Origin of the sequence: Natrinema gari JCM 14663 (genome assembly GCF_000337175.1) — an archaeon.
GTDB lineage: Archaea > Halobacteriota > Halobacteria > Halobacteriales > Natrialbaceae > Natrinema > Natrinema gari.
Map to the genome: position 1 here is coordinate 59,455 of NZ_AOIJ01000043.1, position 16,292 is coordinate 75,746.

Consider the following 16,292-nt stretch of genomic DNA (forward strand, 5'->3'; position numbering starts at 1 on the left):
GTTTAGGTTTGCCTAAAACGACCCCAGACACGACGTTCACACCAGTGGGCCCGAAAACGACGACGGACGACACCAGCCCTGTCGCGCGTCGTCGTTTCAGTACGGCTTCCGTGTCTCAAAGGAGACTGCAGTGCAGACGCTTATCGAATGGACGACATCGTCTCGAGGACGTGGTCCGCGGCCTTCAGTGCCAGCGCTGCGATCGTCAGCGTCGGGTTCATCGCCCCGGCGGTCGGGAAGACGCTGCTCGAGGCGATCCAGCAGTTCTCGAGGTCGTGCGTTCGCAGGTCGGGGCCGACGACGCTCTCGGTCGGTGCCGACCCCATCCGGGTCGTCCCCATGTGGTGGTAGGCCGGCCCCGTCCCCTCGGGGCCGACCTGCCAGGTGATCTCCGCGCCGAGTTCGTCGAGGATCCGTTCTTGGACCTCGTTGACGCGCTCGATCGTCTCGAGCGCCCGATCGCCGACCGTCCAGTGGACGTTGGGGACGGGATTGCCGTGATCGTCGGTCGTTGAGTGGTCGAGCCCGACGTAGCTGTCCTCGCGAGGGAGCTGTTCGACGAGCCCGCCCATCCCGATGTGGCTGCCGTAGTCCGAGCGGAGCCGCTCGAGCAGGTCGTCGCCCCAGTCGTCGCCGGTCAGCGCTAGCTCCACAGGCGAGGGGCCGTCGTAGTTGAAGAACTCGAGTTTGAACGGGGCCTGCTCGGCGTCGGCCTCGTCGTAGAACTGGTGGGACTCGCTGGTCAGGAAGCCGACGTGGTTCTGGCGCGTGGGTTCGTCGAGGACGCCGCCGGTGCCCGCAAAGAGGTGGTCCATGAAGTACCGCCCGACGAGGCCGCTCGAGTTGGCCAGCCCGTCGGGGTAGTGGCTCGACGCGGAGAGCAAGAGCAGCCGGGGCGTCTCGACGCCGCCGCAGGCGATGACGAAGGCATCGGCCGACTGGCGGTGGGACTCGCCGTCCGGCGTCGCGTAGACGGCCGCCTCGATCGCGTCGGGACCGTGCTCGAGCCGCTGGACCGGTGCGTGGTCAATCACCGTCGCACCCTTCCGCTCGGCGCGCTCGACGTGGACCGTCGCGTCGTACTTCGCGCCGGACGGACAGACCGGCTGGCAGGTGCCGTAGCCGACGCAGGCGCTGCGACCGTCGTATCCCTCCGAGTTGCGTGCGTTGGGCACCGAGTGCATCGCGATCTCGAGTTCGTCGCAGGCCGCGGCGAACAGCGAGTCGCTGTAGGAGGGGGGAAACGCCGGCATCGGATGTGGCTCCTCGCGGGGCGGTGCGAAGGGGTTGTCGGCCGCGCCGGCGACGCCCAGTTCCCGCTCGGCCGCGGCGTAGTAGGGCTGCAGGTCGGCGTAGTCGATCGGCCAGTCGGCTCCGACGCCGCGGACGCTGGCGGAATCGAAGTCGTCCTCGTGGAGCCGCATCACCATCCCCTGCCAGTGCAGCGTCGAGCCGCCGACGCCGCGGGCGCGGGCGTGGTTCAGCGGATAGAACCGCTCTCCTGTGGATTTGTAGGCGTCCCGCTCAGGGTCACCGTCCCAGACATCCGGACGGTCGTAGGCGGGACGGATCGCGCGCTCCTGGCGGGCGAGGCGCTCGTCGGGATCGAACCGCGGCCCCGCCTCGAGGATCACGACCTCCCGACCGGCCTCGGCGAGACGGTCCGCAACGATGCCGCCCGCCGGACCCGCACCGATGACGCAGACGTCGGCGTTCGCGACGGGGGTCCGGTCGGCATCACCGTCGGCCCCCGACGCCGCCGAGCCGGCGGGTGCTCGGTCCCAACTCACGCGTTCGGCCCCCGCTGGTAGGTCCCGATCCCGCCCGCGTGGCCCTGTGGGTTCTCGAGGCCGACCAGTTCGCCGCCGGTCGGCGAGGCGTACAGCGCCAACAGGAGATCGTTGACGACGTAGTACCGGACCCGTTCGCTCGCCGTCCCCGACGGGTCCTCGTCGGCGTCGTCGGCCCCCACGTTCCGCAGGACCTGCTCGCGGTCGGCGACCGACAGCGCCGCGAACTCGGCGTCGTACCAGACCCGCGCGTTCCCATCCAGTTCCGCAACCGCCTCGTCGAGCCCCGCGACGTGGGCCCGGTCCGCGAGCCGTCCCTCGAGGAAGGCCGCGACGAACGGTTCGATCCCGGACACCGCGCTCGGATAAACGACCTCAGCGGCCGCGATCAGCGTCTCGCGGAGGTGCTCGACGGCGACCGGCTCCGAGCCAGGCGGGGCGACACAGCCCGCCAGCGTCCCCCCGAGGCCGAGCGCAGACAGCGCGGCGACCGCGTCTCGCCTCGTCAGTTCCATGTGGATGGATTAGGCAGACCTAAACCATATATGCGTTGGAACGGGACGGTCAGGCAGTCCCGAGCGGGTCGATCAGCGACGGCTCGTCCGTCGTCGGATCGTTGACCGCCGTCGAAACCGGATACGCTCGCATCTCGTCGGCCGGATACGGCTCGAAGACCTCCCGGCCGGCCTCGCCCGACAGCCACCGGCGCTCGGCGTCGGGCGTAAGGATGACCGCCATCCGATGGTGCAAGTCCGCCACGAGGTCGTTCGGTTCGGTCGTGATGATGGTAAACGTCTCGAGCGGGCCGCGTTCGCTCCCGTCGTCGACGCCGCCTCCGAAGGCGTCGAGTCCCGTCTGGGTCGTCTCCGGTTCCCAGCGCTCCCAGAGACCAGCCATCGCGAACACCCGCTCGTCCTCGAATCCCACACGATAGGGACGGGTGCCGTCGTCGGTCTCGACCCACTCGTAGAACCCGTCGGCGGGAACGAGACAGCGTCTGCGCTCGTACGCCGCTTCGAAACTCGGCTTCTCGTCTACGGACTCCGCCCGCGCGTTGATCAGTCCGCCGCTGTCGTCGTCGGCCCACGACGGGACCAACCCCCACTCGAGTCGCTGGAACGTCGCCGGCTCCGCGTCCGTGATCACCGGGAGTTCCTGTCCCGGTGCCATGTTGTACCGCGGCGTGAACGCCGTGTCCCGAAACCGGGCATCGAACCGCGTCTCGAGGGCGTCCTCGTCGGCGACGAGCGTATAGCGTCCGCACATACTCGACCGTCGGGCGGCCAGCACAAAGGAACGTCCGGTCGCGGTCGTCCGGACCACACAGTAGTATGACGCGCTTACCTCGAGTCGAGCGGCCGGTACGGACCTCGTTACGATATCCGCTCCCAGTAGAGTCCCCGTTGGGGTCATCATGGACGACCGGGACGAACTGGTGGTGTGTCACTGCGCTCGGCTGGAACTCGGTGATACGGATGGCCCCCACTGCTGGATCGCGACCGACTCCCCTGTCGACCGCGAGCGGTAACACGCTCTTCCGTACTCTTCCCCTTCCGATTCGACCGACGAGTTCCCGCTCACGATGTATTCGCGACGAAAAACACCAGGACAGGGAGTTGAACAGTTGCGAGACGATCAGCCCCACTCCGTTCGGCCGCTGTGACTCGCGTGTTCAAATCCCGGATGTGTCGTTTCGTGATTTTGGATCACTCATGACGCGACGCGTCGCTCGTAGCAAGTGAAATCACGAAAACGCCAGGACAGGGATTTGAACCCTGAATCCCAAAGGGAACACGCTTTCCAGGCGTGCGCCTTACCGTTCGGCCATCCTGGCTCAGGTCATCCTAACCGCGTCTGTCGTTTAACCCTTACGAGATTCGTTTCCCGTCCCGCGATCGACTGCCCACGCGGCGAGTCGCGGCTCGAGTAGGTACGCTCCGGTTCCCGCACCGAAGCCGACCAGCACTGCGAGCCCCAGTGCTCGCGTGATCGTCACGAGCGGTTCGACGAGCAGGGCATAGCCCTGGACGAGTACCAGAAACGACAGGCAGCCGACGACGCCCCACAGGGCGGCGGATTTGACCCGGGGATCGGGTCCCATCTTCCCGGCGGGATAGCCGCTCACGTCGCCCTCACTCGTCCTCGACGGACGCGATGGCTTCGATCTCGACGCCGACGCCCTTCGGGAGCGCGGCGACCTCGACGGCGCTGCGGGCCGGCGGCTGGTCGTCGAAGTAGTCGGCGTAGGCTTCGTTCATCGCCTCGAAGTCGTCGATATCGTCGAGGAAGACGGTCACTTTGAGGACGTCCTCGTAGCTCGCGCCCGCTTCGTCGAGGACGGCGTCGAGGTTGTAGAGGGCCTGCTCGGTCTGGTCCTCGATCGGTTCGTCGTCGAGCAACTCGCCGTCGGCGGTCATGGGAATCTGACCCGCGGTGAACACCAGCGAGTCGTTCCCGGTCGCTTGACTGTACGCACCGACTGCAGCAGGCGCATCGTCAGTTTCGATGATTCGTTTCATACTCGAAGCCACACACCGAAGTGGCATAAAAGCGGGCGAAGTCACATTCCCGCCGGCAGGGGAACGGGACGCGTCGTTACCCAGTCGCCCTCACGCGAGCACGTCGACCGGGTACCCCGCATCCCGCAGATCGGCGAGGAAGTTATCCACGTGGTCGGGGCCGCGCATCTCGAGTTCGATCTCGACCTCCGTGTCGTTCATCTCGACATCGCGGGAGGTCCGGTCGTGGTGGATCGCGTAGATGTTGGCCTGATGGGCGGTAAAGACATCCAGGAGGTCCTCGAGCGCGCCCGGTCGGTCTTTCAGCACGGTCCGGATCTTCAGATAGCGGCCCGTCTCGACGAGGCCGCGAACGATGACGTTCGTCAGCGTGTTGAGGTCGATGTTGCCGCCACAGAGCGCGGCGACGATCGTCTCGTCCGCGTCGTACTGGAACTTCTCGAAGAGAACGGCGGCGAGCGGGACCGCGCCGGCCCCTTCGACGACGGTCTTCGAGCGCTCGAGCAGGTAGACCAGGGCGACGGCGATTTCGGGATCGGAGACGGTGACGACCTCGTCGACGTACTCCTGGATGTGGGGGAACGTCTGCTCGCCGACGCTGCGGGTCGCGATGCCGTCGGCGATGGTGTCGACGCCGTCGAGGGCGATACGCTCGCCTTTCTCGAGGGACTTCGCGACGCTCGAGGCACCCTCGGCCTGGACGCCGATGATCCGCGTCTCGGGTTTCTGTTCCTTAATCGCGGTCGCGATGCCGCTGATGAGTCCCCCGCCGCCGATGGGGACGACGACCGTGTCGACGTCGGGACAATCCTCCAGGATCTCGAGGCCGATCGTCCCCTGACCGGCCATGACGTATTCATCGTCGAACGCGTGGACGTACGTTCGGTCCTCTGCGCGTTCGATCTCGTGAGCGCGCTCGGCGGCTTCGTTGTAGTCCTGTCCGGAGAGGACGACTTCCGCCCCGTAGTTCTTGGTTGCCTTGACCTTCGAGATCGGCGCGTGCTCGGGCATGACGATCTTCGAGTCGACGCCGGACCGCGTGGCCGCGAGCGCGACGCCCTGTGCGTGGTTGCCCGCGCTTGCGGTGACCACGCCCGCGTCCTTCTGTGCCTCGGAAAGTGTCGCGATCCGGTTGGTCGCCCCACGGATCTTGAACGAGCCCGTGCGCTGGAAATTCTCCAGTTTCAGGTGGATATCCGCCCCGGTCATCGATGAATAGGTATGGGAGTGCTCGAGCGGCGTGTGCCGAGAGGTCTCCCGGACTCGCTCGCGTGCCTCGAGAACGTCGTCGAGTTGCAGCATATGCCTGTCTACTCGGCGTGGGGTGTAAGGATTACTGTCGGGGATCGAACGGGCCCGTCGCCGGACCGCCGATCCGAACAGCGATGTGCCATCGAACTTGGATGGCACGACAGGGAATACAGGGAATGCACGGCGTGTGACGTGCGAATAGAGAAGCGGCCCGGGACCATATAAAACTCATGCACCCGGAGTGGAAGTGAAACCGCACGCAGGCGGCGGGAAGATGTCGCCGTCAGACGCGGGACAGACGGGCGTCATTCGAGGGGTCGAACCGCGAAATCGGCCCCGAAACGCACCCCCTCACGCGGGCGCGGAACGGCCCGGTTCGGGGCCCGGTCGCGTTCGGCGTCGTTGACGGAAGCCGAGGGGGGAAATAGCAGCGATGGGACTGACGTGTCGGCACGGAAAGGGCAGCGAAACCGAGAGCGGGCTTATCGCTCCTCGAGCGGAACGAACGCCTGATCCTGGGGACCGGTGTAGCGGGCGCGCGGGCGGATGAGGCGGTTGCTGTTCTGGTACTCGAGGACATGGGCGATCCAGCCGCCGGCGCGGCTCATAGCGAAGATGGGCGTGTACATGTCGATCGGGATGCCGAGTTGGTAGTAGACGGAGCCGGAGTAGAAGTCGACGTTCGGGGCGATCCCCTTCTCGGTGAGGCCCTTCTCCTCGGAGAGGAACTGTTCGATGGTGGTGGTGTAGTTGTACCACTTGTCCTCGCCGTTTTCGGCGAGTTCCTTGCTGCGTTCCTGGAGGATCTTCGCGCGAGGGTCCTTGACGTTGTAGACGCGGTGGCCGAAGCCGGGGATACGACGGCCCTCTTCGGTCGCCTGCTCGACCCACGCGCGGTGGTCGAGGTCGCTCTCGTCGATCTCGATCAAGACCTCCATGACGTCCTGATTCGCGCCGCCGTGAAGCGGTCCCGAAAGGGCGCTGATGCCGCCGGTGACGGCACTGTAGATGTCGGCCATCGTCGAGCCGATGACCATCGAGGTAAACGTCGAGGCGTTCAGCCCGTGGTCGGCGTGGAGGATAAGCGCCTGATCGAAGGTTTCAGCGGCGATCTCGTCGGGTTCCTCGCCGGTCAGCATATAGAGGAAGTTCGCGGCGAGACCCAGATTGGGGTGGGGGTCGACGGGCTCCTCGCCGAGACGGTAGCGCTCGAAGGCCGCGAGCGCGGTCGGAATCTTGGCCGTGATCCGACGCCCCTTCCGGAGCGTCACCTCGAGGTCCTCGGGATCGGCGTCGTCTTCGGGTTCGTAGGCCGAGAACATCGAGACTGCAGTCCGGAGCGCGGCCATCGGCTGCTCGTCGGCGTCGGCGAGTTTCTCCATCGTCGCGAGGACGTCGTCGTCGACCTCGCGTTCGTCCATGAGCGCGTCGGTAAACGGCTCGAGTTCGTCCTCGGTCGGGAGGTGACCGTTCCAGAGCAGATAGAGGACTTCCTCGTAGCTCGCGCCGCGAGCGAGGTCCTCGATCGTGTAGCCGCGGTAGATCAGCCGACCGGCATCGCCGTCGATCGAACTGAGCTCCGATTCGGCAACCAACACACCCTCGAGCCCTTTCTTGAGGTCGTCAGACATAGTCAGGAATTTCGGACGCCAATGGAAAAGCATTATCGTTTGCCCGGTGCCGGCGATCGATACCGGTGATGTTCGAGTTTTGCCGGTTCTACGACTACGGACGAACGCTTGTTTCGTGATCGAACGAACAGACAGTCAGTCACTGACCGGCCGAATAACTATAATTGTTTTTCGTTAGAGTGAGTGGCCGGAGCCTCGTCCGGATCGGTCGGGGACGACCGCCGTAGACCCCGCCACAGCCGAACAGCCCGAACGGAGCCGAGTCACGGACTACCTGCCTCGCCGACTCGCGGCGCTCGCTCGAGTTCGACGGCTAAGTCCTCAACGAACGCGACGCGGACGCCGACCTCGGCCATCGTCGTCGGTGCCGGCCAACGGGTGGCTCGAGCGGTCGATCGGTCGCTCGACGGTCCCGTCGGTACTGACATCCATGCTCCACGCAGAAACAGCGCCGTCACCGGAGCACTGGGACGGCGCAGTCGGTCACTACTGGCACCCCTCTGCCTCGAGAATAGCGTCCATCAGCTTCGTCTGGGCGGCCGCCAGATGCTCGGTGAACGTCGACCGTGCGACGCCGAGTTCCTCGGCGACGTCCGTCGCGTTCGCACCCTTCGGATAGTCGAAGTAGCCCATCTCGTGGGCCGTCTCGATGATCTCCCGCTGTCTGGCCGTGAGTACCTCACGGTCGACGACGACCGGGTCGGTGGAAACGTCCTCGTGGTCCTGCGTGAGTTCCTCGACGACGACGCCGTCGAAATACGCGCGCAGTTTGTCGACGATGTCGGCGATCTCGGCCAACTCGAGGGTTCGAAAGGAGAGGAGCAACGACCCGTTCTGGGCGCGAACCGACGAGACCGGCGTTCCCGTCCCCTCGATGACCTCACAGGCACAGTCGGCGGCGCTGTCGCGCTCGAACCGATAGATCGCTTCTCGGTCGTTGGACTGGACCGGCGTCAGTTCGACATCATACTCCTCCTCGAGCGAGGCGTCCGCGTCGACGCCGAACTCCTCGACGATCGTTCCCTCGGGCGTCGCCTGTGACGACCGGGAGACCGATTCGACCGGGTCCTCGAGGGAGGCGGAGACATCGGCCACCGGACAGTCCGCCGGTTCGTCGACGACGACTGTTGCACGAAAGCCCGACATATAGACTCGTACAGCAGTATACGGCATAACTGGAGCCGGGAATTCCCGCCGGGTGAAAATTCCACACACCCACGGGCGGTCGACGCTGGGAGGGTCCTCTGGTGTCCGACCCGTGAGTCGAATTCAAACCGTCTGCGTTGCGAAGGTCGGTCTCGACTTCTATAGAGCGGTCAGTATCACTATCTCGAGTACTATTCTCGTGACGAACAAAGTTCTAAAACTACATCTGGCTTAGTCAGGTATTCATCGAAGTTCTCATGACATGGTACCACCCGGCTCGTCGAGAACGGGTCCGACAGCGCGGCGAACGCGACACCGAAGAGAGATCGGTCGGTGAGAAACGCCAGCCGAGGACCGCCGTTATAGCTTCTGGCCCAGCTTTTCGCGGCTGATATGGACGCCCGTGGGCGTGATGATCATCTGATCCTCGCCCTTCCGGACGATGTCGCCGTCGACCTCTTCGGCGACCTGCCGGAGTTCGTCGACGATGTGTTCGACGGTACTATCCTCGGTCCGCAAGCGCGTGATGTCCGCGATAACGATGTCGCCGTCGTAGACGGCGTCTTTGATATCGATCGCATCGGCCTGACTGCCGACCTCCGCAATATGTACCTGCATCGCCGCCTCGGCGGAGCCCGTCGAGACGTCCTCGAGGTTCAGTTCCGAGTAGTCCTCGACGGACCGAGACTGGCTGCCGCCGAGAATTTTGCTCATGAGTCCCATTGGCGGTATCCACCGCCGCCGTCAGTATAGTTCTTACGTCAGACACGGTCCCGTCGGCGGGACTATCGGTGGTGGCGACGGATCGACCACAGTCCCGTGGCGGCGGGGAGCCGACCGAAATCAGCGTCCCGTCCGAGACGATACTGGCCGTCCATAGCTTTTTCAGCCACAGACGCCACGCGCAAATTATGACGTTCAGCATCTGCGTCCGCGAGGAGTACGAGACCGACCGCGGTGACCGTCACCGCCGCTTCGGCGTCGCGGTCACGACGCGGCTGCCCGGCGTGGGGACGCTGTGTCCGTTCGTCAGCGACCGGGGTGCCGTCGCCACCCAGAGTCTCGTCAACGTCGACCTCGGCGCGCGCGGGCTCGACTACATCGACGACGGATTGGCCGTCGACGACGCCCTTCAGGCGCTGCTCAACGCCGATGACGGCGCACCTCAGCGCCAACTCCACGGCGTCGACGGCGAGACGACCTTCGCCTTCTCCGGCACCGAGTGCGTCGACGAGTACGGCCACCGCGAGGGCGACCACTACACCGTCGCGGGGAACATGCTGACCGGCGACGCCGTTCTCGAGGCAACCGCCGAGGCATACGCGGCCAACGCGGTCCACGACGCGACGGACTGCTCGACCGGTCCGCGCGCCGTCACGGCGGATGTCGAGACCGACCCGCTCGCGAAGCGACTGATCGACGCGTTGGCGGCCGGCGACCTCGAGGGCGGGGACAAACGCGAGGAGCTGTCGGTCCAGAGCGCGGCGGTGGTCGTCGAGACCACGGAGTCACACGCCGTCGAGCCGCCGTACAACGACCTGCGACTCGACGCGACCGAGACGCCGATCGCGGATCTCCGGGCGACCTACGACCTCGCGAAACGGGGCTACAGGGACACCCTCGCACAGTACGAAGGGGCGTTCAATGCGGATTCGCTCGACGCGGCTTCGGAGTGACGCCGGAACTCAGTTGCCCGCGGTGAGTCCCCGTCCTTCGGTCGCTTCCCCCCGCATCGGCTCGTCCTGCCACTCGATCTCGAGGCGGTGGCGCGACAGGTACGGGGCCAGCGTGCGAGCCGAAAGCAGGCCGCGGTAGACGCCATCGCTGACAACGGGGAGGTGTTTGACGCCGTGCGTTCGCATCGTTTCGGCGGCATCGGCGATCGTCGCGGTCGGCGAAATCGTCGTCACCGGCGCCGACATGATCGTTCGAGTCGCCGGGCGTTCGTCCGTCTCCGCGACCAATGCGACGATATCCGACTCGGTGACGATGCCGACGACCGATCCGTCCTCGAGGACGGGGAGCGCGGACACCGGTGGCCGACGGAGGGAGTGGGCCGCCTCGGTCACGGGCGTTTCAGGGGTGATCGGCGGCGGCGAGCGGAGGTCGACGGATTCGACTGTGGTCCGGATCATCACTGTCCTGTGGTACCACGAGCCGATACATAGACCTAGTGGACAAACGTCTACTAGGAACTAGTATTGCTAGCAGGTCGAAGTGCTGATTCGGATCAGACTACGACAGTCGATATCGGAGATCGGATTATGTGAACAGGTTGTGAGCTTCCTTCGATTCGCGCCCGTGGCGCAGCCTACCCGGTGAACTCGTAGAGTTCGTCGCCGACGTGGTGCAGCGAGTCGACGACCTTCCCCTCGTCGCCGGCCATCGCCGCGCCGTCAACGCGCGCGCGGCCGACGGCAAGCACCTTTCCGTGGGACTCCTCGGCGATGACGACCAGATCGTCCGGCGAGATGTCCGCGGTCGCCTCGGTGATCCCCGGCCGCATCACGTCGGCCCCGTCGCTGACGAACGAGACGGCTCCCGCGTCGACGGTCACGAGTCGTTTCTCGGGTTCGTAGGCGTTCGCCCCGCGGACCGTCAGAAAGAGGTCGTCGCCGAACTCTGCAACCTGTGGCTCGCCGTCGATGAGGACGACCTCCCAGTCGGTGTCCTCGAACTCGACGCGCTCGTAGGCGTCGCCCTCGGGCGAGACGCCGAGTTGCTCCTCGAGAACGTCCTCGAGATCGGACACCGCGTCGCTACGGAGGTGATGTCGGGACTTGACTTGCATGTCCGGAGCAACGCGCGGTCCGGAGTTAAAAGGCGCGTTCCGGGGACCGGTCGCCGGCCGCGAATCGGGTGCCCTGACGGCCAGTACGGGCATGACATGTGACAATCGATAAGTGTACCCATGCCCTCGGCTCATGCATGTGGCCCTCCAGGACCCGGACGGAGACGGTCACCTGCCTCGCCTGTGGGACCGAGCGCCCCCGCGACGAGGCCCGTGAGTACGACAAGCACGGTGACCGCTGGGATCGCGACGGCAAAACCTTCGAACACCTCTGTAAGTCCTGTCACGGTGATCTCTGTCATCACCCTCGCGACGGACTCGAGGCGCTACTGGTCGACCTCGAGGCCGGCGAGCGAGAGCGGGCCGCCTTTCTGACGCGCTATCTCGCGACGGTCGAGGAGCAGTACGGCACGCTCGAGGAGCGAGAGCGGTAGTCCCTAGAGGTCGGTCGCGACGAACCGCCAGTAGCCGACGATGGGCGCGACCGCGCCCCACCCCAATAGGACGGCGGCGCTGAACCAGACCAGGGTACGGTCGGCTGCCGACCCGAGTACGGGTTCCAGCAGCCATTCGTAGGCGAGGCTCGGGGAGAGCGCGCCGACGTATGCCGTCCACCACGGTTGCGTCGTCGGCTCCTCGAACCCGGCGGCGACGTAGGCGAGGCCTTCGGGCACGAACCGCCAGACGAACAGGAGGAGGAACAACGCGCCGAAGACGGCGAACGTCGCCCACGTCTGGGTGCGGACCGTCGTCGAGATGCCGATCGCGATGGCGAGGTACGCAAGCCCCAGGCCGGCGCTAGCGAGGAGATACCCAAGGACGGTGGCCGTCGGAACCGCGTGTCCGGTCCCGAAGACGACGGCAACGCCGGCGAAGACGCTCACGAGTAGGGATGCGAGGAGGATCGCGTATCGGCCGACGTACGTCCCAAGGACGATATCCCGTCGGTCGTGTGGCAGCCCGAGCAAAAGCGTCAGCTGCCCGTTCGAACGCCGCCTGACGATCGCGCTCGAGGCGAGCAGTAGTCCGGCCACCGGCACGAGGAGCATGCTGGCAAGTGCAAACAGGTTGACGAGGTCGCCGGGACTGGCGTATCCCCGGTCGACCTCCCTGACGTGGAGTGCGGCGAGGACGGCAAAGACGAGCGCGAAGGTCGCGGCGAGCGCGTACAACTGTCGGTTCCGGATCGCGTCGCCGATCTCCTTCCGAGCGATCAACTGCCAGTTCATGTGGCCCCCTCCGTGTAGGAGACGAAGAGTTCCTCGAGCGACGTCTCACCGGTCGAGAAGTCGTGGATCGTCGCCCCGGCGGCCCGGATCTCGTCGAGCACCCGGAGTTTCGCATCGGCGGTACAGCCGACGACGAGGGCGTCGTCGCGTTCGTCGACCGTCGATACCCCATCGAGGGATGCGACGACGGGCGCGACCGCGGCCGGCTCGCCGGTTAGGTCGACGGTCAGCTCCGATCCGGCGTCGACCGTCTCGCGGAGGCCATCGATCGTGTCGACGGCGACGAGGTCGCCCGCGCGGAGGATGGCGACGCGGTCGGCGACCGCCTCGACCTGTGCCAGGATGTGACTCGAGAAGAAGACGGTGGTGCCGCGGTCGCGTTCCGCGCGGACGATTTCGCGCATGCGTCGGACGCCGTGGGGATCGAGTCCGGTCGATGGTTCGTCCAAGATCAACACGTCGGGCGAACCGACCAGTGCCATCGCGAGCGCGAGACGCTGTGTCATCCCCGTCGAGTACGCCGCGGCGGACCGGTCGGCGGCGTCGGCGAGACCGACCCGCTCGAGCAGGGCCTCCGGCTCGTCGTCGGCGTCGGCTGCCTCGATCGCGTACGCGAGGTGCTGGCGACCGGTCATCGTCTCGAACGGTGCGAAGCCCTCGGGGAGGATACCGACGCGTTCCCGGACGGCGACCGGGGTGTCGGTGACATCGTGACCGAGCACGTTGACCGAGCCACTCGAGGGATGCGTGTAGTGGAGCAGGATGTCGATCGTCGTCGACTTGCCGGCACCGTTCGGCCCCAGGAAGCCGAACACTTCGCCGGACTCGACGGTCATATCGATACCGCGGAGGGCGTGAACATCGCCGAAGCGCTTGGTAACGTTTTGGAGGGCTATTGCAGACATTTACCGCAACTATCTGTTAGATATAAAATATACGTTCCGGTCGAAGACGCATCGAGCCGCGGTCTCGGCGGGTCGGGCGCGTGTAGTCGGGCGGATTCGCATCCCGACACGACTTTCACTCTTACGCGCGTAGCCTTCGTCATGAGTGACGACGCACAGGCCGACGCCGGTACGGTCGAAGGCCAGGGACCCGTCGAGGTCTCGGAGGATCTCGCGCGCCATCTCGAGAACAAGCGCGAGGAGTTGTTCGAGAAGTTCGAACTCCGCGACGAGTTCCCACCCGAGGTCTTAGCGGAGGCCGAAGCCCGGACGGAGGGCGTGACGGCCGAGATAAGCGACGAGATCGACGAACGGAAGGATTTGCGGGAGTTGACGACCTGGACAACGGACCCGATCGATGCCCAGGACTTCGACGACGCGCTCTCGATCGAGGAACGCGACGACGAGTACGTCCTCTGGGTCCACATCGCCGACGTAACCCACTACGTCAACCCCGAGACGGCGATGTGGGACGAGGCCGTCGAACGGGGCAACACGGTCTATCTCCCCGGCTACACGGTCCACATGCTGCCGCCGGTGCTGGCCGAGACGGTCTGTTCGCTGGTCCCCAACGAGGACCGGTTGGCCCACACCGTCGAAATGCACCTCGACAAGGAGAACTTGAGCTACGAAAACATCGAGATTTACAAGTCCGTCATTCAGTCCGACGAGCGACTCACCTACGCGGAGGCCGAAAGCCGTCTCGAAGACCCGGACGCACCCCTCCACGAGGAGAACAAACTGGTCTACGACCTCGCCGAGCAGATGCACGAACAGCGCAAGGAGGACGGGTCGCTCGTCCTGAACCCGAGCCGCGACCGGGCCCACACCATCATCGAGGAGTGCATGCTCAAAGCCAACAAGGCCGTCACGCACGAGCTCATGTGGAACCGCGGCGTCGAGGCCATGTATCGCGTCCACCCCCAACCCAGCCCCGACGAGTGGTCCGAAGCGCTGCGCGAAATTCAGGACCTCGATGGGGTTTCGATCCCCGGCAGTACCTGGGACGACCCCCGAAAGGCCGTCAACGCGACGCTCGAGGAAGCGCCGGGCCGCCAATTGGACAAGATCCAGTGGGCGGTGATGAAAGTGATGCCCCGGGCGCGGTACATGAACGACCCGTTCGGCGGCCACCACGCGCTGAACTTCGAGATCTACGGCCACTTCACGAGCCCCATCCGCCGACTCAGCGACCTGATCAACCACTGGATCGTCTACCAGAACGACGTCCCTGAGAACCTGATCGAACTCTGCGACCGCGCCAGCGACAAGCAAAAGGACGCCGAGCAATGTGAGCGCGAGTACAAGGACTTCCTCCAGGAGGTCGGCCTCGATCCGATGGCGGTCAACAACCGCGGGATCGAAGTCGTGGATTCCGCGGAAGCGGACAAGACGATCTGACCAGCTTTCGTTGTCAGAGCTTCTTTTGTGAGCGGTCGTGTTCGGTACTGTGCGATGTACCGGGGAGCGGGTACGTCAACGTGTGATTCAGTTGGTTGTCATGCGATGCCCTTCGCGCGCGGCAAATTTGCTGGCAAATTATTTCCCCGGGTGCCACATATCGTCACGGACGTGCTAAGATGGGTCCGTTCGTCACCGAAAGCGGCTCAACAGGGATGTGACGCCCGTGGCCTCCGCAGCGATGACAAATCCAACCACACTTACGCTTATCCCCCAGCCGAGACTGGATATCCCCGAGTTAGAAAGCGCGAGGTCGAGACCACCGAAGACGAAGAACGCTGCAAGTCCCAGGTACACAACTGTCGCAACCGTCGCTAGCATCGCATCTTTCGTTGCGGAATAGACGGTAGTATAGAGTTCTTCCTGGTCGATACCAGGGGTCGTACCACCATCGGTGGCCATTTTCTTTTCGGATCTCATGCCTGTGTTAATCGAACCTGTGGCTATAAAATTTGGCTACCAAATGTGGGCGAAGCCGAGAAAACGTTGTGAGCGAGGCGCTGGCAGGCGGGCAGTGAGACAGGGGACCGACCGTTCAATTACGAGCCTCGCTCGAGCAGGCTAGTCGCCGTCCGACACCGATTTCTCGTAGATGTGCTCCTCGAGCCCCGCCGCCAGATCGGATTGTCGGGTCGCGACGCGTTCGAATCCTCGGGATTCGTAGAACGAGATGCCGATATCGTTGGCCGCGAGGACGGCTAATCGGAGACGGTCAAACTCCGAAGCGAACGCCCGCTCGAGGGCCTCGAGCAACGCGGTTCCGACTCCCTCGTTCCAGTTGGTGGGCCGGACGTAGAGGCGGGCGAGAAACGCGACCGATGCATCCTCGGGCCAGGGGACGGCGTGTGCGAACCCGTAGTGGTCGGGCTCGGAGGCGGGGCTGGCGGCTGGCGAGTCCGTCGCGACGAGAAACGCGGCGTCGTCGCGGTCCGTCGCCGTCGTGATCGACGACTCGAGATCGCCGATCGCGTACCAGTCGTCGACGACATCGGCGACCGTTTCGGGACCGAGGAGGTCGTCGTAGGCGGCGTGCCAACTCTCACGTGCGACCCGATGGACGGCCCAGACGTCGTCGACCGTCGCCGGGCGGACGTCTCGACTCACGACTCGAGGTAGGACGGCGGGCGGTAAAAAATCGGGGCCCGACTCCAAGCGATCCGTTACGGTCGCTGTGCGATGACTTCGAGCCCGACGGACGCGTTCCCCCGTCGCCTCGAGCGGCGACGCCAATCAGCAAAGTAACAGGCACAGCACCGATACCGAACCCGGGGATGCTGTCATCGCCGTCGCACGGCCTGGGCAACCTACCGCGAAATGTCCTCGCTCTGGTTTTTGACGACGGTTTCGACTTCCTCGGCGGTGACGAGCGCGACATCACCGGGGATCGTCCGTTTGAGCGACGCGGTCGCCGCGGCGTACTCGAGGGCGGTCGGTACGTCGTCGCCGTTGAGACGACGCGCGATGAACGCGCCGGCGAAGGCGTCGCCGGTGCCGATCGGATCGACGGCTGTCTCTTATACACATCTCTGA

Annotated in this window: 19 protein-coding genes, 1 tRNA gene and 1 pseudogene; 3 read left to right on the plus strand and 18 right to left on the minus strand. The window is 65.1% G+C overall.

Going from position 1 to position 16,292, the window contains the following annotated elements; genetic code table 11:
- Positions 1-140: 140 nt before the first annotated feature.
- From C486_RS07015 to C486_RS07060, 11 genes are all read right to left on the minus strand, one after another.
- Entirely contained in the window at positions 141-1,790 is a 1,650-nt protein-coding gene (locus C486_RS07015) for a GMC family oxidoreductase (RefSeq protein WP_008454584.1), read from the minus strand.
- The gene (locus tag C486_RS07020; RefSeq protein ID WP_008454585.1) at positions 1,787-2,305 is read right to left on the minus strand and encodes a gluconate 2-dehydrogenase subunit 3 family protein; all 519 of its coding nucleotides are present in this window, start codon (positions 2,303-2,305) and stop codon (positions 1,787-1,789) included. The genes C486_RS07015 and C486_RS07020 overlap by 4 nt, the downstream gene beginning before the upstream one ends.
- Positions 2,306-2,354: 49 nt before the next feature.
- Positions 2,355-3,056 carry an SOS response-associated peptidase gene (locus C486_RS07025; RefSeq protein ID WP_008454586.1) on the minus strand — a complete coding sequence of 234 codons (702 nt, stop codon included), beginning with the start codon at positions 3,054-3,056 and terminating at the stop codon, positions 2,355-2,357.
- Positions 3,057-3,543: 487 nt separating this feature from the next.
- Positions 3,544-3,624: transfer RNA gene (locus C486_RS07030), tRNA-Ser, on the minus strand.
- A gap of 27 nt (positions 3,625-3,651) precedes the next feature.
- A complete protein-coding gene (locus C486_RS07035; RefSeq protein WP_008454587.1) occupies positions 3,652-3,915 on the minus strand; it encodes a hypothetical protein in 264 nt (87 codons plus the stop codon).
- Positions 3,916-3,922: 7 nt separating this feature from the next.
- The gene (locus C486_RS07040; RefSeq protein ID WP_008454588.1) at positions 3,923-4,309 is read right to left on the minus strand and encodes a Rid family detoxifying hydrolase; all 387 of its coding nucleotides are present in this window, start codon (positions 4,307-4,309) and stop codon (positions 3,923-3,925) included.
- A 90-nt stretch (positions 4,310-4,399) separates the two neighbouring features.
- Entirely contained in the window at positions 4,400-5,611 is a 1,212-nt protein-coding gene (ilvA, locus tag C486_RS07045) for a threonine ammonia-lyase (protein WP_008454589.1), read from the minus strand.
- A gap of 431 nt (positions 5,612-6,042) precedes the next feature.
- On the minus strand, positions 6,043-7,191 hold the full coding sequence (citZ, locus tag C486_RS07050; RefSeq protein ID WP_008454590.1) for a citrate synthase: 1,149 nt from the start codon (positions 7,189-7,191) through the stop codon (positions 6,043-6,045).
- Positions 7,192-7,454: 263 nt separating this feature from the next.
- Positions 7,455-7,619, minus strand: a complete 165-nt coding sequence (locus tag C486_RS21310; protein WP_160164293.1) for a hypothetical protein — start codon at positions 7,617-7,619, stop codon at positions 7,455-7,457.
- Positions 7,620-7,677: 58 nt separating this feature from the next.
- Positions 7,678-8,337 carry a helix-turn-helix domain-containing protein gene (locus tag C486_RS07055; protein ID WP_008454593.1) on the minus strand — a complete coding sequence of 220 codons (660 nt, stop codon included), beginning with the start codon at positions 8,335-8,337 and terminating at the stop codon, positions 7,678-7,680.
- A 360-nt stretch (positions 8,338-8,697) separates the two neighbouring features.
- Positions 8,698-9,060: a cell division protein SepF gene (locus C486_RS07060; protein ID WP_006185779.1), complete on the minus strand. Its 363-nt coding sequence runs from the start codon at positions 9,058-9,060 to the stop codon at positions 8,698-8,700.
- A gap of 188 nt (positions 9,061-9,248) precedes the next feature.
- On the opposite strand from C486_RS07060, the gene C486_RS07065 reads away from it, so the two are divergent.
- Entirely contained in the window at positions 9,249-10,013 is a 765-nt protein-coding gene (locus C486_RS07065) for a DUF1028 domain-containing protein (protein ID WP_049910234.1), read from the plus strand.
- Between the two features lie 9 nt (positions 10,014-10,022).
- On the opposite strand, the gene C486_RS07070 is transcribed toward C486_RS07065, so the two are convergent.
- Positions 10,023-10,472 carry a CBS domain-containing protein gene (locus tag C486_RS07070; RefSeq protein ID WP_008454605.1) on the minus strand — a complete coding sequence of 150 codons (450 nt, stop codon included), beginning with the start codon at positions 10,470-10,472 and terminating at the stop codon, positions 10,023-10,025.
- Positions 10,473-10,648: 176 nt separating this feature from the next.
- Positions 10,649-11,128, minus strand: a complete 480-nt coding sequence (locus C486_RS07075; RefSeq protein ID WP_008454606.1) for an RNA-binding protein — start codon at positions 11,126-11,128, stop codon at positions 10,649-10,651.
- A 137-nt stretch (positions 11,129-11,265) separates the two neighbouring features.
- Here C486_RS07075 and C486_RS07080 point away from each other — a divergent pair, with 137 nt between their 5' ends.
- Positions 11,266-11,562: a DUF7562 family protein gene (locus C486_RS07080; protein ID WP_008454608.1), complete on the plus strand. Its 297-nt coding sequence runs from the start codon at positions 11,266-11,268 to the stop codon at positions 11,560-11,562.
- Between the two features lie 3 nt (positions 11,563-11,565).
- Here the strand turns inward: C486_RS07080 and C486_RS07085 are convergent, their stop codons facing one another.
- Both C486_RS07085 and C486_RS07090 read right to left on the minus strand, forming a co-directional pair.
- Positions 11,566-12,357: an ABC transporter permease gene (locus C486_RS07085; protein WP_008454609.1), complete on the minus strand. Its 792-nt coding sequence runs from the start codon at positions 12,355-12,357 to the stop codon at positions 11,566-11,568.
- On the minus strand, positions 12,354-13,262 hold the full coding sequence (locus C486_RS07090) for an ABC transporter ATP-binding protein (protein WP_049910232.1): 909 nt from the start codon (positions 13,260-13,262) through the stop codon (positions 12,354-12,356). The genes C486_RS07085 and C486_RS07090 overlap by 4 nt, the downstream gene beginning before the upstream one ends.
- A 141-nt stretch (positions 13,263-13,403) precedes the next feature.
- On the opposite strand from C486_RS07090, the gene C486_RS07095 reads away from it, so the two are divergent.
- Positions 13,404-14,702: an RNB domain-containing ribonuclease gene (locus tag C486_RS07095; protein WP_008454611.1), complete on the plus strand. Its 1,299-nt coding sequence runs from the start codon at positions 13,404-13,406 to the stop codon at positions 14,700-14,702.
- Positions 14,703-14,894: 192 nt separating this feature from the next.
- On the opposite strand, the gene C486_RS07100 is transcribed toward C486_RS07095, so the two are convergent.
- The 3 genes and pseudogenes from C486_RS07100 to C486_RS20115 form a co-directional block, all read right to left on the minus strand.
- Positions 14,895-15,182 (minus strand): hypothetical protein, encoded by a 288-nt coding sequence (locus tag C486_RS07100; protein ID WP_008454612.1) that lies wholly within the window; start codon positions 15,180-15,182, stop codon positions 14,895-14,897.
- Positions 15,183-15,323: 141 nt separating this feature from the next.
- Complete coding sequence (locus C486_RS07105; RefSeq protein ID WP_008454613.1) at positions 15,324-15,866, minus strand: GNAT family N-acetyltransferase; 543 nt, start codon at positions 15,864-15,866, stop codon at positions 15,324-15,326.
- Positions 15,867-16,066: 200 nt separating this feature from the next.
- Positions 16,067-16,267: pseudogene (locus C486_RS20115) on the minus strand (PfkB family carbohydrate kinase); the annotation flags it as partial.
- Positions 16,268-16,292 lie beyond the last annotated feature (25 nt).